Below are 19,377 nucleotides of genomic sequence, written 5' to 3' on the forward strand. Positions count from 1 at the left end.
ATATCCTCGGGGGAAATTGCCCGAAGGACAAGGGGGGCGGCAGACAGCCCCCGGCATCGCGTTCAGAAATCGAGATCCGTGTAATGTGCCGGTGGCGGAAAACCCGACACCTGATCCGCCAGAAGCGAGCGGAACGACGGGCGCGATTTGATCTTGGCGTACCAATCCTTCACCACATCGTGCCGGTTCCAGTCCACATCCGAGATATAATCGAGAGCAGACAGATGCGCGGCTGCCGCGAAATCGGCGAGCGTCATGGCATCGCCCGCCAGCCAGCGGCGCCGGTCCAGCAACCACGCCATGTAATCAAGGTGATATTTGATCGCCTTCGAGCCCGCCTTGACATTGGCCGCCACCGGATAGCCGGTCTTCATCAACTTGCGGTTCACCCGCTCATAAAGAAGTTTCGACGTCACCTCATGGTGGAACTTGTCATCGAACCACGCCACCAGACGGCGCACCTCATAGCGCCCTTCGATATCCTTCGGCATCAAAGGTGGATTCGGATAACGCTCTTCAAGGTATTCGCAAATCGGCGCGCTTTCCGACAAATGCATGTCGTCGATCCGCAGCACCGGCACTTTGCCCGCCGGGTTACGCCGCAGGAAATCCGCATCCTGTTCCCAGTACCGCTCTTCGACCAGCTCCACCTCGAGCTTCTTTTCCGCCAAGCAAAGACGCACCTTGCGGCAAAAAGGGGACAGGGGAACGTGGTATAGGCGGATCATGATCTCTACTCGCGGTTTTCTCTCTACTTGCCGCAAGCCCCGCGGCAGTTCAATCCTCGAAACAGGACGCGCGCCCGTCTCGCGCAATTGTGGCCGCCCCATCCACGATCTGCGCAGCTCTTTGCCGAACGAAAGGACCCGGATTTCCGGCATCGCGTGTCTTCGGCGACGGCAGGATCGCGGCAAGTCGGGCAGCTTGCGTCGCGGTCAAATCTTCGGGACCCACCCCGAAGTAATGCCGCGCAGCGGCTTCGGCGCCGAACACGCCTTCGTCGAACTCGGCGATATTGAGATACACTTCAAGAATCCGCTTCTTGCTCCAGCTCAGCTCGACCACGGGAGTGAGCAACGCCTCAAGCGCCTTGCGCGGCCAGCTCCGCCCATGCCATAGAAAGGCGTTTTTCACCGTCTGCTGGGTGATCGTGGATGCGCCGCGATTGCCCCCCTCGGAGATGGCGGACCGAATCGCCCCGAGATCGAATCCCCAGTGCTTACAGAAATTTGCGTCCTCCGCGGCGACCACGGCGCGGGCGAGATGCGGCGACATCCGCTCGATCGGCGTCCATTGATAATCGACCATCTGCCCCTGACGCCCGCTTTCCGCCAACATGTAAAACGTCCCCGGCACCGGGATCACCGAATAGGACAGAATCCAAGCGAGCACGAGAATGAAAGCCAGAAGAATGCCGCGCAAGACACGGCGGCGCAGACGTCGAAACATGCCCACGGGCCTCGCGGAGTTCGTTTTGGATTTGCGCGTCTTAGCCATGGGGACGAGGAACCATGCGGGACGCGGGGAGGTCAAGCCTCGGCTGCGTACACAAAAGAAAAAGCCCCCGAAACGGGGGCTTTTTGCTGGATCGGTGTCGATTTCACTCGGCCGGAATCGCGCCTTTTTCAAGCGTAAGCGGCACCGGCAAGTGAATGAGCATCTCTTTCGGGCAGATCTGGAGGAAGTTGCCTTTCTCCTCGTCCCAGTGATCGAGAATTTCCTTCGCCTTGATGGAATGCGTTTCCTTGGCGTGACGTTCGATGAGTTCCTTGAGCTGGGTCTCCCAATGATCCACTGTGACCGGGCACGTCACGAGGGTTTCAAGGTTCATCAGGTCGAGCGCCTTGCCCTCCGGGTCGTAGAGATAGGCCATACCGCCCGTCATCCCCGCCCCGAAGTTCGCGCCGATGGCGCCCAAGATCACCGCAATCCCGCCGGTCATGTATTCACAACCGTTGGAGCCGCAGCCCTCGATCACCACTTTCGCACCGGAGTTCCGGACCGCAAACCGCTCGCCCGCACGACCCGCGGCAAAGAGATAGCCGTCCGTCGCGCCGTAAAGCACGGTGTTGCCGATGATCGTGTTCTGATCGGCGATGAGCGGCGAATGCATCGGCGGACGCACCACAACGGTGCCACCCGAAAGGCCCTTCGCCACATAGTCGTTGGCATCGCCCGACACTTCGATCTTGAGACCCGGCGCCGCGAAAGCACCCAGCGACTGCCCCGCAGAGCCCGTAAGTTTCACGGTCAGGTGGTCCGGCTGGAGGCTGTTGCGCATGCCGAATTTCGACACGATATGCGACGAGGTGCGCGTCCCGATGGTGCGAAGCGTGTTCTGCACCGCGTAGGACAGCTGCATCTTTTCGCCATCGTTGAGGAAGCGTGCGGCATCCGACACGATCTGCGCATCGAGCGTATCCGGCACCGCATTGCGCGGTTTGGAACGGTCATAGACGATCCGGTCCGAACCATCGACGGAGAGCAGAAGCGGGTTGAGGTCGAGATCGTCGAGATGTGCCGAGCCACGCGAGGTCTGGGTCAGAAGATCGGCACGACCGATGACTTCGTCCAGCGACCGCGCCCCGAGAGAGGCGAGCAACTCACGCACTTCCTGCGCATAGAAGGTGATCAGGTTGACGACCTTGTCGGCATTGCCGGCAAACTTCGCACGCAGGCGCTCGTCCTGGGTACAGACGCCGACCGGGCAGGTGTTCGACTGGCACTGACGCACCATGATACAGCCCATCGCGATCAGAGCGGCGGTGCCGATGCCGTATTCCTCGGCGCCCATCATCGCCGCCATGACGATGTCGCGACCGGTGCGCAGACCGCCATCGGTGCGAAGCGTCACACGATCCCGCAGGTTGTTCATCGCAAGCACCTGATGCGCCTCGGTGAGACCCATTTCCCACGGCAGACCGGCGAATTTGATCGAAGTCGCTGGCGAGGCGCCCGTGCCCCCGTTGTGACCGGAGATCAGGATGATGTCGGCTTTCGCTTTCGCCACACCGGCGGCAATCGTACCGACGCCGGAGGAGGCCACGAGTTTCACCGTTACCTTGGCTTTCGGGTTGATCTGTTTCAGGTCATAGATGAGCTGCGCCAGATCTTCGATGGAGTAGATGTCATGGTGCGGCGGCGGCGAGATCAGCGTCACGCCTTTGGTCGAGTGCCGCAGCTTGGCGATGAGGTCGGTGACCTTCATCCCCGGAAGCTGACCACCCTCGCCCGGTTTCGCACCTTGGGCAACCTTGATCTCCAGCTCTTCGCAATGGATCAGGTATTCGGCGGTCACACCGAAACGACCCGACGCCACCTGTTTGATCTTCGCGGACGCGTTGTCACCATTGGGTTCCGGCGTGAAATCGTCCGGAGACTCACCGCCCTCACCCGAGTCGGATTTCGCCCCGATCCGGTTCATCGCGATGGACAGCGTGCGGTGCGCCTCAGGCGACAGCGCACCCAGCGACATCCCCGGCGTCACGAAGCGTTTGCGGATCGAGGTGATCGATTCCACCTCTTCGATCGGCACCGGTTTGCCGAGCGCTTTGAAGTCCAACAGATCGCGCAGATGGATCGGCGGCATCGACTGCATCTTAGCCGAATACTGCTTCCACATCTCATAGGATGCACGATCACAGGCCGATTGCAGCATGTGCATCGACTGCGCTTCCCATGCATGGGTCTCGCCCGATTTCCGCGCTTTGTAGAAGCCGCCGATCGGCAGCGTGTTGCCACCAAGCCAGCCCTGTTTGTGCACGGCTTCGAGTTTGCGCTGAATGCCACCGACGCCGATGCCGGAAATCCGCGAGTGCATGCCCGGGAAGAAATCCGCCACCATGGCGCGCGACAGGCCCACGGCCTCGAAGTTCAGACCACCGCGATAGGAGGAAATCACCGAAATCCCCATCTTCGCCATGATCTTCAACAGACCCGCATCCACCGCCGCACGATAGCGCGACACCGCCTCGGTCAGGGTGCAATCCAAGAGCCCTCGCTCGATACGATCCGCAATCGAATCCTCAGCCAGGTAGGCGTTCACGATGGTCGCACCGCAGCCGATCAGCACCGCAAAATAATGCGGGTCGATACATTCGGCAGAGCGCACACCCAGCGAACAGAAGGTCCGCAGCCCCTTGCGCGTCAGCCAGCTATGCACCGCAGAGGTCGCGAGAATCATCGGCATCGCGATTTTCTCTTCGCTTTGCTTCTTGTCGCTCAGAATAATGTGACCGCCACCGGAGCGCACAGCCTCTTCGGCCTCCGCACGGATGCGTTCCAGCCCGTCACGCAGCGCGTTCGGCCCGCCGTTCACCGGGAAGGTACAGTCGATCTCGGTCATCGGCGCATTGAAATGGCCTTTCAGCGCCTCGAACTGGGCATTGCCGACAAACGGGCTTTCCAGCACGAGAATCTCGGTCTGGGAGCTGTCCTCGTCGAGCACGTTCTTGAGGTTGCCGAACCGCGTTTTGAGCGACATCACGCGATATTCGCGCAAGCTGTCGATCGGCGGGTTGGTGACCTGAGAAAAGTTCTGGCGGAAGAAGTGGCTGAGCGGACGGTATTTCTCCGACAACACAGCCGCAGGCGTATCGTCGCCCATGGAAGCAAGCGCTTCCTTGCCGTCTTCGGCCATCGGAGCCAGCATCTGTTCCAGTTCTTCGATGGTGTAACCGGCCGCGATCTGACGCTTCTTAAGCTCGGCGCCGGTGAAAATCGCCGTCTCCTTCAGACCCGCAAGCTCTTCGTCCAGATCGACGATCTTGCCGACCCAATCGCCAAAGGGCTGGGAATTCGCCAGACGGTTCTTGATGTCCACGTCGTGGTAAAGCTTGCCCTCGGCCATATCGACGGCCAGCAACTGCCCCGGACCCAGCGCGCCTTTTTCCACCACGGTCGCCTCGTCGGTCGGCACCATGCCCACCTCGGAGCCCGCGATCACAAGACCGTCACCGGTGACGACATAGCGCATCGGACGCAACCCGTTCCGGTCGAGACCGGCACAGACCCAGCGACCGTCGGTCATCGCCAATGCGGCCGGACCGTCCCACGGCTCCATCACGGAGTTCACGTAGGAATACATGTCGCGCCACGCCTGCGGCAGTTCCTCGGCGTTTTTCGACCAGGCTTCGGGCACCAGCATGGTTTTCGCCATCGGTGCAGACCGCCCGGCACGCACCAGCACCTCGAAGACGGAATCGAGCGCGGCAGAGTCCGACGAGCCTTGCGGGATGATCGGCTTGATGTCCTCGGCCATGTCGCCGAAGGTCGACGAGGCCATGCGGATCTCGTGCGATTTCATCCAGTTGGTGTTGCCTTTGATCGTGTTGATCTCACCGTTATGCGCCAGCATGCGGAACGGCTGGGCCAGCCACCATTGCGGGAAGGTGTTGGTGGAATAGCGCTGGTGATAGATCGCGAAGGCGCTCTCGAACCGCTCGTCCATCAGGTCCGGGTAGAACACCGCGACCTGTTCGGCCAGCATCATGCCTTTGTAGATGATCGAACGGCAGGACAGCGAACAGATGTAAAGCTCGCGCACACCGGCGGCCTGGGCGGCCTTCTCGATCCGGCGGCGGATGACGTAAAGTTCGCGCTCGAACGTCTCTTCGTCCACGCCTTTGGAGTTGGAGATCAGGATTTGCTCAATCTCGGGACGCGTTGCATTGGCCTTCTCGCCCAGGCAGGACGTGTCCACCGGAACATGGCGCCAGCCGTAAATGTAATAGCCCATGCGGAGCACTTCGGTTTCCACGATGGTCCGGCAGGTCTCCTGCGCGGAGAAATCCGTGCGGGGCAGAAACACCTGACCCACGGCCAGCAATTCGCCGTGACGGGCTTCGTGCCCGGTACGGCGAATCTGGTCGCCAAAGAAATGGTGCGGGATCTGAACGTGGATGCCCGCGCCATCGCCGGTTTTGCCGTCGGCGTCCACGGCACCACGGTGCCAGATCGCTTTCAGCGCGGATATGCCGTTTTCCACGACCTTGCGGGATTTCGACCCGTCGATGGACACCACGAGACCCACCCCGCAGGAAGAGTGCTCGTCGTCTTCGCGGAACAGCGAGTGTTCCGCCATCCACTGGCGTTTCGCCTCTTCACGGGCGGCCCAGCTTTCATCAAATTTCGTCATGTCGGATACCTTTCAGATAAAGGCGGCAGGGACCTCTCTCCCTGCCCTTTTGAAGTCGAATTACTCAGCCGCCACAGCCGCGCTCTGATCGAGATACTCGACCATCGCGTCCGCTGCTTCGCGCCCGTCCCGGATCGCCCAGACCACAAGCGAGGCACCGCGCTGGATGTCGCCACAGGCATAGACACCCTCAAGGTTGGTCGCATGGGTTTTGAAGTCGGCCATAACGGTGCCCCAACGGGTGGTCTCAAGCTCTTCGACACCCCAGAGGGTCGGCAGATCTTCGGGCTCAAAACCAAGCGCCTTAATCACAAGATCGGCCTCTTCGATATAGTCGGCGCCCTCGATGATCTCAGGCGACTGACGCCCGGAAGCATCCGGCGCACCAAGGCGCATCTTCTGCACCATGACGCCTGTGACCGGATCGCCCGCAAAGCCTTTCGGCGCGGAGAGCCAGACGAATTCGACGCCTTCTTCCTCGGCGTTCTGGGTCTCGCGCTGAGACCCCGGCATGTTGGCACGGTCGCGACGATAGAGACATTTGACCGAGGTCGCGCCCTGACGGATCGCGGTCCGCAAACAGTCCATCGCCGTGTCCCCGCCACCGATCACGACGACCTTCTTGCCAGCGGCGTTCAGCTCGCCACTCTCGTACTCTTCAACCTCATCGCCAAAGGACAGCTTGTTCGAGCAGGTGAGATAGTCGATCGCACGCACGATTCCGGCGGCACCGGACCCCGGCCCCTTGAGATCGCGGGACTTGTAGACACCCGTGGCAATCAGCACGGCATCGTGTTTACCGCGGATCGCATCGAAGGAAATGTCTTCGCCCACGTTGCAGTTCATCACGAACTCGACACCCGAATCCTCGAGCTGCTTGACGCGACGCAGGACGATGTCCTTCTCGAGCTTGAAGCCCGGAATGCCATACATCATAAGTCCGCCGGCACGGTCCGAGCGTTCGTAGACCGTGACCTTAAGGCCCGCACGGCGCAGACGGTCTGCAGCGGCCAGCCCCCCCGGACCGGAGCCGATGATGCCAACGCTTTCCTCGCGCTCGACAGCGGGTTTGATCAGCTCGACCCAACCTTCTTCCCAAGCCGTGTCGGTGATGTATTTTTCGACGGAACCGATGGTCACAGTGCCGTGGCCGGACTGTTCAATGACGCAGTTGCCTTCGCAGAGACGGTCCTGCGGGCAGATGCGACCGCAGATTTCAGGGAAGCTGTTGGTGGCCTGAGAAATCTCATAGGCCTCTTTCAGCCGTCCCGTTGCAGTCAGACGCAGCCAGTCGGGGATGTTGTTGTGCAGCGGGCAGTGGGTATGGCAGTAGGGCACACCGCATTGAGAACAGCGCGACGCCTGTTCCTTGGCTTTTTCATCCGCGAACTCGCCGTAGATTTCCAGAAAATCGTCCTTACGATCCTCCGCGTCCCGCTTGATCGGCATATCCCTGCCTACGGTCACGAATTTGAGCATCGGCTCTTTCGCCATGACACCACATCTCCGAAGGTTGGTAAAATTGTCGAGGCCTCATTATAGCGTCTCGAAAAAAAAGAAAAGTCAGAAGTGCTGTCTTATTTTTCATTTCTGAGCCACCGCGCAGCGGAAATTCAGACCGAAACGTCAAATAATACGTCATAATTATTGACTTATAATTTGCCTTCTTATTGATTCCAAATGAGTTTACCCTAACCGCCACCAAGGCCGCATCGGAGACCCCATGAGCCTCTTTTATCTTCTCATCGTTGCAATCGTGCAGGGTATCACGGAGTTTCTTCCGGTTTCGTCCTCCGGACACCTGATTCTATTGCCTCTTTTCCTTGGCACGCACGACCAGGGTCAGGCCATCGACGTGGCCGTCCATGTCGGCACGCTGGGGGCCGTAATCCTCTATTTCTGGCGCGACGTGAAGGACGGCCTCGCCGGGCTGCCCCGGTTGATGACCGGGCGCATCGACACGCCCGGCTCCAAACTCGCCTTGCTTCTGGTCGTCGCCACCGTCCCGGTGATCGTGATCGGCCTCATCCTCAAGATCACCGGACTGTCCGACGCCATGCGCTCGCCGCTGGTCATCGGCTGGACCATGCTGATCTTTGGTCTCGTGCTCTATTGGTTCGACCAGAAGGGCGCCGAAGTGAAGAGAGAGACAGACTGGACCCTCAAGGACGCGATCAAGCTCGGTCTCTGGCAGGCGGTGGCCCTGATCCCCGGCACCTCCCGCTCGGGCATCACCATCACCGGCGCGCGCGCCATGGGATACACCCGTGCAGATGCGGCGAAAATTTCCATGCTGATGTCGATCCCGACCATCATGGCCTCCGGCATCCTGCTTGGCGCGGAGGTGGTCGGAGACGCGGATTGGGCGATGCTGAAAGATGCGGCCATCGGAGCGGTGTTCGCCTTTGGCGCGGCGCTCCTTGCTCTGACCCTGATGATGCGGCTGCTGAAATCGGTGAGCTTCACACCCTATGTCATCTACCGTGTGATCCTGGGTGTGGTGCTTCTCGCCATGGCCTATAGCTAAAAGAAAACGCGCCCCGGGAGGGCGCGTTTGTCATTCGATCCATGGGCGCGATCAGATTTCGCGCAGGTTTTTCGCGCTTTCGCGAATGGCGTCATACTGACCACCGTCGCGGTACACCCACATGTAATCAGGCAGAACCGCCTGCATCGCCGTCGGCTTGATCCCCAGATCAGCAAAGCTCTTGGCGCTTCCGGACACGACATTGTCGACCTTCAGGTTGGCGATCTGATCGCGTGTCAGGATACCGTTGTGGAACAGGCCCAGCGACACTTTCTGCAACACGGTGAAACCGAAAGCCATCAGACTGCCGACCCAGAAGGGCAGACCGATCACCGGACGCTTGCGATGCACGACCTTGAGCATTTCCGCCATCAACTCGCGGAAGCTGCAGACATCGGGCCCGCCCAGCTCATAGATCCCCGGCTCCGCCTGCCCCAGAACGCCCTTGACGGCGGCCTGCGCCACATCATCGACATAGACCGGCTGGAATTTCGTATTGGCGCCCACAAGCGTGAGAACCGGATTTTTTTCCGCCATCTTGCCAAAACGGTTGAAGAACTGGTCCTCCGTCCCGAAAATCACCGACGGGCGCAGGATTACGGCCGACGGGAAGGCCGCAAGCACCTTGGCCTCGCCTTCCGCCTTGGTCCGCGCGTATCTGGACGCCGCCCCGGCACCCGCCCCCAGCGCCGAAAGGTGCACGAGCTGCGCCACGCCTTCTTCCGCTGCAATACGCGCGATGCGGCCAGCGCCGTCGGCCTGCACGGCATCAAAGGAATTCTTGCCACGCTCGGTCAGTACGCCCACGCAGTTCACGACCGCATCCGCGCCAAGCATGGCCGCACGCACGGAGGCGTCGTCACGAATGTTGCAGAACACCGGCTCGACCTGTCCAACCGCACCGTAAGGTTTGACGTGAAGCGATTCGTTGGGGCGACGCACTGCGACGCGGACACGCCAGCCCTCCTTTGCCATACGACGGGCGATATACCGCCCGACAAAGCCAGCGCCGCCATAGATGGTGACCAGTTTCGTCATCTGCATCTCCAATGCCAAATTGTCGCGTCTGGTTTAGCTTTTCAGGCGGAAATGAACAAGGGATCTTCGCTCTCGCAAAAAACATTGAAAATGGCCGTTGACACGCCCCGCGTCTGCCTTTAGATCACCGCCTCACGACGCATCTGTGCCCAGATGGCGGAATTGGTAGACGCGCCAGCTTCAGGTGCTGGTGTCTGTATGGACGTGGAGGTTCGAGTCCTCTTCTGGGCACCAAAATCCCCCCTTTTGAACATCGCAAAATGTCATTCAGGCGGGATTGCGTCGTGCCTCCTGCGTCATAAGTGGAAACGGCGTCCGATCTTGTGGCGAAATGCGCCCATGTTCGACTCCAACATCTGCCCGCGCGCTACGGAACCTGCATGCCATATGCGTCAGTCCCGAATGAGACCCGCAAGATATTTACCATATTCGGTTTTCTTGAACGTTTCGGCATGCTCCCGCATTTTCCCGGTGTCGATCCAGCCTCTTTGATAGGCGATCTCTTCCGGACAGCCCGATTGCATACCCTGACGCATCGAGAGCGTGCGCACGAAATTCCCGGCATCCAGAAGCGAGCCATGCGTGCCAGTGTCGAGCCAGGCGTAACCACGCCCCATCCGCTCCACCGACAGCGTGCCATCGGCAAGATAGCTTTCAAGCAGTGTCACGATTTCCAACTCGCCACGCGGCGAAGGCCGGACTTCTTTTGCCCTGCGCGGCGCATCGCCATCGAGGAAATAGAGCCCGGTGACCGCGTAATTCGACGGCGGGACCTCGGGTTTCTCGATGATTTCCTCGACCGTGCCTTCGGCATCGAACCTGACCACGCCATAGCGCTCGGGATCGGCCACATGATAGCCGAACACGGTGCCGCCCAGTTCTTTGGCATCGGCCCCAGCCAGCATCTCCGGCAAGCCATGACCAAAGAAAATATTATCGCCCAGCACCATGGCGGAGGGCGCACCATCGAGGAAGTCTTCGGCCAGAATATAGGCCTGCGCCAGACCGTCGGGCGAGGGCTGGGTGATGTAGGTCAGGGACAGACCCCATTGCGATCCATCGCCCAGAAGGCGTTTGAACTGATCTTGATCCTGCGGCGTGGTGATCATCGCGATCTCGCGAATGCCCGAAAGCATCAGCACGGAGAGTGGATAGTAGATCATCGGCTTGTCGTAGATCGGCATAAGCTGTTTCGAGACAGCCATAGTCAGCGGATAAAGCCGCGTGCCGGAGCCGCCTGCGAGGATGATGCCTTTGCGGTCAGTCATGATGTCTTCCCCAACTCTTTAAGAACCTCGGCCAAACCGGCCTTCCAGTCCGGGCGTTTTATCCCGAATGTGGCCTCCGTCGTGCTGCAATCCATGCGGCTGTTGCCCGGACGTTTCGCGGGCGTCGGATAAGCCGACGTCGGGATGTCCTCGACCGCCATCGCCTTGCCGGCCTGCGCGAAAATCTCGCGGGCGAAATCCGCCCAGCTCACATCCGGCGCACCGGAGAAATGATAGGTTCCGGCTCTGTTCGGGTCTGTTTTGAGCCGCTCCACGATGGTCACACAAGCCTTCGCGATGTCGCGTGCGGGCGTTGGGCCGCCGATCTGATCGGCCACGACCGTAAGCTTGTCGCGGGTCTCGGAAAGCCGCAACATGGTTTTGACGAAGTTCCCGCCATAAGCCGAGAACACCCAAGACGTGCGCAGGATCGCAAAAGCCCCGCCCGCCTCTCGAACGCCATTCTCGCCCTCGAGCTTGGTCTCGCCATAAACACCCAGCGGGGCGGTCGGATGATCGGGGGCGAAGGGCGCATCCCCTGCCCCGTCGAACACATAATCGGTCGAGATATGCACAAAAGGAATGCCCAGATCGGCGCAGGTCTCGGCCATCTCTGTGGGCGCCGCCGCATTGACCAGCGTGGCGACCAATGGGTCGTCTTCGGCCTTGTCGACGGCGGTATAGGCCGCGGCATTGATCACAGCCTCGGGTTTGAGATCGCGGATGATCCGGCCACAGACCAACGGATCGGTCAGATCCGCCTCATCGCGCCCAAGGAACGTGGCCTCGGGCAGAAGCGTTTGCAGCTCGCTCGCCACTTGACCGGTTTTGCCGAAAACGAGGATCATGCCTTAACCCCCAACCGTTCCCCGACCCCGTGGCGTTGCTGCAGGGCACGCCACCAATCCTCGTTGTCGAGATACCAAACGACCGTCTGCGCCAGCCCCTCCTCGACCGTCACCGAGGGCCGCCAGCCAAGTTCTTCGCGGATGCGCGACGGGTCAATCGCATAGCGCGCATCATGACCCGGACGATCCGTCACAAAAGTGATCTGATCGGCATAACTTCCGCTGGATTTGGGTCGCTTTTGATCGAGAATGGCACAGAGCGTTTTCACCAGCTCGAGGTTCGTCCGCTCGTTTTCGCCACCGATATTATAGCTTCGCCCGATCTCGCCCTTTTCGACCACCAGCAAGAGCGCGTCGGCATGATCCTCGACATAAAGCCAATCGCGAATGTTCGAGCCGTCGCCGTAAATCGGCAGAGGCTTGCCCGCCAGAGCATTCAGGATGATCACCGGAATGAGTTTCTCAGGGAAGTGGAACGGTCCGTAATTGTTCGAGCAATTGGTCAGAACCACCGGCAGCACATAGGTCTCATGCCATGCGCGCACCAGATGATCCGAGCTGGCTTTCGAGGCCGAATAGGGCGAACGCGGGTCGTAGGGGGTGTCTTCGGTAAACTTGATCGCCGGATCGTTGGGCAGCGAGCCAAACACCTCATCCGTTGAAATGTGGTGAAAGCGGAAGCTCTCCGGCTTGCCCGTCTCGACCCAGTATTTGCGCGCCGCCTCCAGCATGTTGAACGTGCCGGTGATATTCGTCTCGATGAAATCGCCCGGCCCGTCGATGGAGCGGTCCACATGGCTTTCGGCGGCCAGATGCATCACCGCATCGGGCCTATGTTTGGCAAAAACAGTGTCCAATCCCGCCCGATCACGAATATCGACCTGCTCGAACGCATAGAGCGGGCTGTCGGACACAGAGGCCACATTGTCGAGGCAGGCCGCATAGGTCAGCGCATCGACATTCACCACCTCATACCCGCGAGACACCGCAAGCCGCACCACGGCGGAGCCGATGAACCCCGCGCCTCCTGTCACCAGAACTTTCATATGTTGTCCTTCGTGAAAGGCGTTTCGAACGCGGCGAAAACCTGCGCCTTCTCATCCTTTTCCGAGATCACCGGCGTGATCCCCTCAAGCGGCCAGTCGATGCCACAACTGTCCCATTTCACCGCACCGTCGCAGTCCGGCGCGTAGTGATCGGTGCATTTGTAGACGATCTCGCTATCCGGCTCGAGCGTCATGAAGCCATGCAGGAAACCCGCCGGTATCCAGAGTTGCTTGCCATTCTCGAACGACAGCTCCTCTCCAACCCATTGGCCGTAAGTCTCCGATCCTTTGCGCGCATCCACGGCCACATCGAAAATCCGGCCCCGCCCACAACGGACAAGCTTGCCCTGCGCATGCGGCGGGCTTTGGAAATGCAGGCCCCGCACCGTGCCGACTTCGCGCGAAAGCGAATGGTTGTCCTGCACGAATTCCGGCAAATCGAGTCCCGCTTCGATCAGTTTCTTCTTGTTCCAGCTTTCGGAAAAGAACCCGCGATGGTCGCCGAACCGGGGCGGCGTAATAAGATAAACGCCCGGAAGCGAAGTTGGAGAAATCATGACGACCTGTCTTTTCCTCTGGAAACACACTTGCGCCGAAGGTGCATAATTTCTGCCCCAGCCGCAATCTTTCGCATTTCATAAAACAAGACTATCGCCAATTTGCAGCACTGGCGCCAAGCTGCCGTCAAAAACGCGCAGGGGAACACCGCTCCCCCGCGCGGACATCTCAGAAGTCCCAGTCCTCATCTTCGGTCGCAACCGCCTTGCCAATCACATAGGACGAGCCGGAACCGGAGAAGAAATCGTGGTTTTCACTGTCGGGGCTGAGAGCGGCCAGAATTGCCGGGTTCACCTCGGAGACTTCGGACGGGAACAGTGCCTCGAACCCGAGGTTTTGCAACGCCTTGTTGGCGTTGTAATGCAGAAACGCCTTCACATCCTCGCTCAAGCCGAGACCGTCGTAGAGCTCTTCGGTATATTGCGCTTCGATGTCGTAGAGATCGAACAGCATGGCAAAGGCATAATCCTTGAGCGCCTGTCGTTCTACCTCGGGCAGGCGCTCCATGCCGCGCTGGAACTTGTAGCCAATGTAATAGCCATGCACCGCCTCGTCACGAATGATCAGCCGGATGAGGTCCGCCGTGTTGGTCAGTTTCGCCCGCGACGACCAGTACATCGGCAGGTAGAAGCCGGAATAGAACAGGAAGCTTTCGAGGAAAACGGAGGCGATCTTGCGTTTAAGCGGATCGTTGCCCGGCGCGTAGGTTTCGAGGATCACACGCGCCTTGGCCTGAAGATGCGGGTTTTCCTCCGACCAGCGGAAAGCCTCATCCACCTCTTTCATCGAACACAGCGTCGAGAAGATCGAGGAATAGGACCGCGCGTGCACCGCCTCCATGAAGGCGATGTTGGTCAAAACGGCCTCCTCATGCGGCGTCACCGCATCGGGCATCAGGGACGGCGCACCAACGGTGTTCTGGATCGTGTCCAAGAGCGTCAGCCCGGTGAACACCCGGATGGTCAGGCGCTGTTCGTCCTCGGTCAGGGTCGACCAGCTCGGGATATCGTTCGACAGCGGCACCTTCTCCGGCAACCAGAAGTTCACCGTCAGGCGGTTCCAGACCTCAAGATCCTTATCGTCCTCGAGGCGGTTCCAGTTGATGGCGCGCGGGATGCGGATATCGGTCATATCTTTCATAAGAGCCTCCTCAGAGCGTGCAGGACACGCAGCCTTGCACCTCGGTGCCCTCAAGGGCGGCCTGACGCAAGCGGATGTAATAGATGGTCTTGATGCCTTTTTTCCACGCGTAAATCTGCGCTTTGTTGATGTCGCGCGTGGTGGCCTCTGCCGGGAAAAACAGGGTCAGGGACAGGCCCTGATCGACGTGTTCGGTGGCGGCGGCATAGGTGTCGATCAGGGCTTCCGGCCCGATCTCATAGGCATCGCGGTAGTATTCGAGGTTCTCGTTCGACATGAAGGCGGCCGGGTAATAGACGCGACCGATTTTGCCCTCTTTGCGAATCTCGACTTTCGACACAATCGGGTGGATCGAAGAGGTCGAATTGTTGATATAGGATATAGAACCCGTCGGCGGCACGGCCTGAAGGTTACGGTTGTAAAGCCCGTCCTTCATCACCGCCTCTTTGAGCTTCGCCCAGTCCTCGCGGGTCGGCAGATCCATGCCTTCGAACAGCGCTTTCACCTTCTCGCTTTCCGGTAACCAGTCGCGGTCGGTGTATTTGTCGAAGAAGGCGCCATTGGCGTAGTCGCTGTCAGCAAAGCCCTTGAAGCTCTCGCCATGTTCGCGCGCCAAAGCGTTGCTCTCACGGATCGCGTGATAGGCGACAGCGGCGAAATAGACGGAGGTGAATTCGACGCCTTCGGGGCTACCGTAATGGATGTGTTCGCGGGCGAGGAACCCATGCAGGTTCATCTGACCGAGGCCGATGGCATGGCTTTCATCATTGCCGCGACGGATCGACGGCACGCTATCAATCGCGGACATTTCCGACACGGCGGTCAGCGCACGCACGGCGGTGCCGACGCTCTGGCCCAGATCCTTGCCGTCCATGGTTTTCGCGATATTCAAGGACCCGAGGTTACAGGAAATATCGGTGCCGAGGTGGCTGTAGCTCAGGTCGTCGTTGAACTCAGAGGCCTCGTTGACCTGCAAAATCTCGGAGCAGAGGTTCGACATGTTGATCCGGCCCGCGATCGGGTTCATCCGGTTCACCGTGTCCTCGAACATGATGTAGGGATAGCCGCTTTCGAACTGAATCTCCGCGATGGTTTGGAAGAATTCCCGCGCGTTGATTTTTTTCTTGTGGATGCGTTTGTCATCCACCATGTCCTCATATTTCTCGGTGACCGAGATTTCGGAGAAGGGCACGCCGTAGACTTTCTCCACGTCATGCGGAGAGAAGAGATACATGTCGGCGTTTTTCTTCGCGAGTTCAAAGGTCACGTCGGGGATCACCACGCCAAGAGAGAGCGTCTTGATGCGGATTTTCTCGTCGGCGTTTTCGCGTTTGGTGTCCAAGAACCGCATAATATCAGGGTGGTGCGCGTTCAGGTACACGGCGCCGGCACCTTGACGTGCGCCCAATTGGTTGGCGTAGGAAAAGCTGTCTTCCAACAGCTTCATCACCGGAATGACGCCCGAAGACTGGTTCTCGATGCCTTTGATCGGCGCGCCGTGCTCGCGGATGTTGGTCAGCAAAAGCGCTACACCGCCGCCGCGTTTCGACAGTTGCAGCGCGGAGTTGATGCCGCGGCCGATGCTTTCCATGTTGTCTTCGAGACGCAGAAGAAAGCACGAGATCAACTCGCCACGGGATTTCTTGCCGGCGTTCAAAAACGTCGGTGTTGCGGGCTGGAACCGGCCCGACAGCATTTCGTCCATGAAGGACAGAGCCAGCGCCTCGTCACCGCGCGCCAGAGCCAGCGCGGTCATCACCACACGGTCCTCATAGCGCTCAAGATAGCGCTGACCGTCGCGGGTCTTCAGCGTGTAGGAGGTGTAATATTTGAAGGCGCCGAGGAAGGTCGGGAAGCGGAATTTCTTGGCATAGGCCTCGTCCCAGATCTTGCGCATAAAGTTCTTGGAATATTGGTCCAGAACCTCCTCCTCATAGTAGCCTTCCTCCACGAGATAGCCGAGCTTCTCGTCGAGCGAGTGAAAGAACACGGTGTTCTGGTTCACATGCTGCAAAAAATACTGCCGCGCGGCCATGCGGTCGGCCTCGAACCGGATATGACCATCGGCGTCATAGAGGTTCAGCATGGCGTTCAAAGCGTGGTAATCGAGACCGTTCAGGTCGCTGTCGAGCATGGCTCCATCCCCAATTTTTCCAATCCCGCACGCACGCGGGTCAAATCCCTGTCAAATCCCGCCAACTCGAATTTATAGAGCAGCGGGACATTGCATTTGCGGGCGATGACGTCGCCCGAACTGGCAAACAATGTGCCGAAATTCCGATTGCCCGTGCCGATCACGCCCACAAGATGCGCGCGGTTCGCCACATCGTTGAGAAACCGGATCACCTGTTTCGGCACCGCACCGCGCCCTTCGCCATCCGCATAGGTCGGACAGATCAAAACAAAAGACCGGGTCGCGGCAGGCATTGCCTCTTTCGGAGAGATCGGGATGCGTTTGGCGCCAAGTCCAAGCCGCTCCACGAAGCGCACCGTGTTGCCCGAGGCCGATGAGTAAAAGATGATCTCCGGGACGTTCTCTGGGACGCTGGGCGGTCGTACCTCTGCGCCCATCGGATCAGGACAGGCGGGCGATCATATCCGGGCGAAACCCGGACCAGTGATCCTCACCGGCCACCACAACCGGCGCCTGACGGTAGCCGAGACCGGTAACATGGCTCATCGCATCGTCATCCTGCGTCAGGTCGATGATGTCATAGGAGATGCCTTTCGCGTCGAGCGCACGGGTCGTCGCGGTACACTGCACACAGGCCGGTTTGGAATAGACGGTGATGCTCATTTTGTCCTCTCGCTTTTCATTCAGCCGAGGACGCGCACGGAAAACCCGTATCACACGCCCCCGAACCCTCCGTTCGTGGTCACTTCATGCTTCCGGCAGGTCTCCTGACTTGCGGGTCGCAGCATTGGCTGGCCTTCCCGGGCAAAGGCCCAGTGGCATGATCAGCCGTGCTCACCGCTTACAGTTACGGGGGTAGCGCCGGATTTTCACCGATCTTCCCTCTTAGCTATCGACTCATGTCGATAGAACCGAAGCAACATCATATAGCTTCTTGGAGCGGCATACTGTCAACATATAGATAGCGCTTGACAGGGATTTCCTGAGTCTCACCGAAGACTCGCTGGCTCCCTTGCCCCGGCACGGCGGAAGGCTTATGCACATCCGCACAGTGGGATTTCAGCGCGAAAGGCCAGAGCCATGGCGAATTTTCTGTATCAAAACGACCTCCCCGACGATCTCGATCTTGGCCCCGTGGTGGCGATTGATTGCGAAACCATGGGACTGAACCCGCATCGCGACCGCCTCTGCCTCGTGCAAATGTCCGGCGGTGACGGCAATGCCCATCTCGTACAGGTGTCACGCGGCCAGACTGAGACCCCCAACCTGTGCAAGATGCTGGCCGACCCGAAGGTGCTGAAACTTTTCCACTTCGGGCGCTTCGACATCGCGGCGATGTATCACACCTTCGGCACGCTCGCGCAGCCGGTCTACTGCACCAAAATCGCCTCGAAACTGGTGCGCACCTTCACTGATCGGCACGGCCTCAAGAACCTGCTCGAACAATTGCTCAAGGTCGACATTTCGAAATACCAGCAGATGAGCGACTGGGGAGCCGAGGAGCTGACCGCCGCCCAGCTCGATTACGCCGCCTCCGACGTGCTCTATCTGCACCAGTTGCGCGACAAGCTGAACGCCATGCTCGAACGCGAAGGCCGGATGGAGATTGCGCAATCCTGCTTCGATTTCCTGCCGACCCGCGCCAAGCTCGATCTCGAAGGCTGGCCCGAGATCGACATTTTCTCTCACTGACATCCCCACGGAGCGTCACGACATGACACAGCCCGTCACTTTCCTCGACACCGCCCGCCGTGTGATCCGGCAGGAGGCCGATGCGCTCGGGCTTCTGGCCGACAGTCTCGGCGCGGAATTCACCGGAGCGGTCGAAACGATCCTCGCCGCAAAGGGTCGCACCATCGTCACCGGCATGGGCAAATCCGGCCATATCGCCCGCAAGATCGCGGCCACCTTGGCGTCGACCGGCACCCCCGCGCATTTCGTTCATCCGGCAGAAGCGAGCCATGGCGATCTGGGCATGATCGGCGACGGAGATGTGTGCCTCGTGCTGTCGAATTCCGGGGAAACACCGGAGCTGGCGGACGTGATCGCCTACACACGTCGGTTCAAGATTCCGATGATCGGGGTCGCCTCGAACCCCGACAGCTCGCTCATCCGGGCCTGCGATGTGGCTCTGATCCTGCCGAAGGCGGCTGAGGCCTGCGGTCATGGCATCGTACCGACCACCTCGACCACGATGACGCTGGCGCTTGGCGATGCCATTGCCGTTGCTCTCATGGAACATCGCGCCTTCACCGCCGACAATTTCCGCGTCCTGCATCCGGGCGGGAAACTTGGCGCGCGTCTCACCAAAGTGCGCGCGCTGATGCACACCAACATGCCGCTCGTGACCGCAGAAACCCCGATGCGCGACGCGCTTTCGGTGATTTCGGACAAAGGCTTTGGCGTGGTCGGCATCGTCGATGCGCAAGGCCAGCTCACGGGGATCATCACCGACGGCGACCTGCGACGCCATATCGACGGGCTTCTGGAAAAAACTGCGGGCGAGATCATGACCAAGGGGCCGATGACCATCACCGCCGATGCGCTGGCCGAAAAGGCCGTGGCGCGCATGGATGAGCGTGCGATCACCTGTCTCTTTGTGCGGGAAACTGCCGATGACGGACGTCCCTGCGGGATTCTGAAGATTCAGGACTGTCTTCGCGCCGGGGTCGTGTAAGACGT

At 59.7% G+C, this 19,377-nt stretch carries 16 protein-coding genes, 1 tRNA gene and 1 riboswitch; of the genes, 4 read left to right on the forward strand and 13 right to left on the reverse strand.

What is annotated here, in order from left to right; translation table 11 throughout:
• Positions 1-62 precede the first annotated feature (62 nt).
• The 4 genes from fzlA to CEW89_RS12520 form a co-directional block, all read right to left on the reverse strand.
• Positions 63-728 (reverse strand): FtsZ-binding protein FzlA, encoded by a 666-nt coding sequence (fzlA, locus tag CEW89_RS12505; protein WP_066703267.1) that lies wholly within the window; start codon positions 726-728, stop codon positions 63-65.
• Positions 729-777: 49 nt separating this feature from the next.
• Complete coding sequence (mtgA, locus tag CEW89_RS12510; RefSeq protein WP_425321007.1) at positions 778-1,449, reverse strand: monofunctional biosynthetic peptidoglycan transglycosylase; 672 nt, start codon at positions 1,447-1,449, stop codon at positions 778-780.
• Between the two features lie 151 nt (positions 1,450-1,600).
• A complete protein-coding gene (gene gltB / locus CEW89_RS12515; RefSeq protein WP_096806114.1) occupies positions 1,601-6,136 on the reverse strand; it encodes a glutamate synthase large subunit in 4,536 nt (1,511 codons plus the stop codon).
• A gap of 60 nt (positions 6,137-6,196) precedes the next feature.
• Complete coding sequence (locus tag CEW89_RS12520) at positions 6,197-7,630, reverse strand: NAD(P)-dependent oxidoreductase (RefSeq protein WP_096806115.1); 1,434 nt, start codon at positions 7,628-7,630, stop codon at positions 6,197-6,199.
• A 229-nt stretch (positions 7,631-7,859) separates the two neighbouring features.
• Here CEW89_RS12520 and CEW89_RS12525 point away from each other — a divergent pair, with 229 nt between their 5' ends.
• Positions 7,860-8,663, forward strand: a complete 804-nt coding sequence (locus CEW89_RS12525) for an undecaprenyl-diphosphate phosphatase (RefSeq protein WP_096806116.1) — start codon at positions 7,860-7,862, stop codon at positions 8,661-8,663.
• Positions 8,664-8,714: 51 nt separating this feature from the next.
• Here CEW89_RS12525 and CEW89_RS12530 read toward each other — a convergent pair whose 3' ends face one another.
• Complete coding sequence (locus CEW89_RS12530) at positions 8,715-9,701, reverse strand: complex I NDUFA9 subunit family protein (protein ID WP_096807228.1); 987 nt, start codon at positions 9,699-9,701, stop codon at positions 8,715-8,717.
• A gap of 147 nt (positions 9,702-9,848) precedes the next feature.
• Here CEW89_RS12530 and CEW89_RS12535 point away from each other — a divergent pair.
• A tRNA-Leu gene (locus CEW89_RS12535) sits at positions 9,849-9,935 on the forward strand.
• A gap of 158 nt (positions 9,936-10,093) precedes the next feature.
• Here the strand turns inward: CEW89_RS12535 and rfbA are convergent.
• The 8 genes from rfbA to nrdH form a co-directional block, all read right to left on the reverse strand.
• Positions 10,094-10,969 carry a glucose-1-phosphate thymidylyltransferase RfbA gene (rfbA, locus tag CEW89_RS12540; RefSeq protein WP_096806117.1) on the reverse strand — a complete coding sequence of 292 codons (876 nt, stop codon included), beginning with the start codon at positions 10,967-10,969 and terminating at the stop codon, positions 10,094-10,096.
• Positions 10,966-11,817 carry a dTDP-4-dehydrorhamnose reductase gene (gene rfbD, locus CEW89_RS12545; protein WP_096806118.1) on the reverse strand — a complete coding sequence of 284 codons (852 nt, stop codon included), beginning with the start codon at positions 11,815-11,817 and terminating at the stop codon, positions 10,966-10,968. The genes rfbA and rfbD overlap by 4 nt, the downstream gene beginning before the upstream one ends.
• Positions 11,814-12,863, reverse strand: coding sequence for a dTDP-glucose 4,6-dehydratase (gene rfbB, locus CEW89_RS12550; protein ID WP_096806119.1), 1,050 nt, complete (start codon positions 12,861-12,863; stop codon positions 11,814-11,816). Before rfbB ends, rfbD begins: the two co-directional genes overlap by 4 nt.
• On the reverse strand, positions 12,860-13,420 hold the full coding sequence (rfbC, locus tag CEW89_RS12555) for a dTDP-4-dehydrorhamnose 3,5-epimerase (protein WP_066703293.1): 561 nt from the start codon (positions 13,418-13,420) through the stop codon (positions 12,860-12,862). The genes rfbB and rfbC overlap by 4 nt, the downstream gene beginning before the upstream one ends.
• 169 nt (positions 13,421-13,589) lie before the next feature.
• A complete protein-coding gene (nrdF, locus tag CEW89_RS12560; RefSeq protein ID WP_096806120.1) occupies positions 13,590-14,561 on the reverse strand; it encodes a class 1b ribonucleoside-diphosphate reductase subunit beta in 972 nt (323 codons plus the stop codon).
• A gap of 10 nt (positions 14,562-14,571) precedes the next feature.
• Positions 14,572-16,695, reverse strand: coding sequence for a class 1b ribonucleoside-diphosphate reductase subunit alpha (nrdE, locus tag CEW89_RS12565; protein ID WP_096806121.1), 2,124 nt, complete (start codon positions 16,693-16,695; stop codon positions 14,572-14,574).
• Positions 16,677-17,132: a class Ib ribonucleoside-diphosphate reductase assembly flavoprotein NrdI gene (nrdI, locus tag CEW89_RS12570; RefSeq protein ID WP_066703306.1), complete on the reverse strand. Its 456-nt coding sequence runs from the start codon at positions 17,130-17,132 to the stop codon at positions 16,677-16,679. The genes nrdE and nrdI overlap by 19 nt, the downstream gene beginning before the upstream one ends.
• 4 nt (positions 17,133-17,136) lie before the next feature.
• Positions 17,137-17,358 carry a glutaredoxin-like protein NrdH gene (gene nrdH, locus CEW89_RS12575; RefSeq protein WP_066703309.1) on the reverse strand — a complete coding sequence of 74 codons (222 nt, stop codon included), beginning with the start codon at positions 17,356-17,358 and terminating at the stop codon, positions 17,137-17,139.
• Positions 17,359-17,435: 77 nt separating this feature from the next.
• Positions 17,436-17,626, reverse strand: a riboswitch (cobalamin riboswitch).
• 149 nt (positions 17,627-17,775) lie between these two features.
• On the opposite strand from nrdH, the gene CEW89_RS12580 reads away from it, so the two are divergent.
• Together CEW89_RS12580 and CEW89_RS12585 are read left to right on the forward strand one after the other, a co-directional pair.
• Positions 17,776-18,387, forward strand: coding sequence for a ribonuclease D (locus CEW89_RS12580; protein WP_096806122.1), 612 nt, complete (start codon positions 17,776-17,778; stop codon positions 18,385-18,387).
• Positions 18,388-18,409: 22 nt separating this feature from the next.
• Positions 18,410-19,372: a KpsF/GutQ family sugar-phosphate isomerase gene (locus CEW89_RS12585; protein ID WP_096806123.1), complete on the forward strand. Its 963-nt coding sequence runs from the start codon at positions 18,410-18,412 to the stop codon at positions 19,370-19,372.
• Positions 19,373-19,377: the final 5 nt, after the last annotated feature.

Source organism: Celeribacter ethanolicus, assembly GCF_002407265.1.
Lineage (GTDB): Bacteria > Pseudomonadota > Alphaproteobacteria > Rhodobacterales > Rhodobacteraceae > Celeribacter > Celeribacter ethanolicus.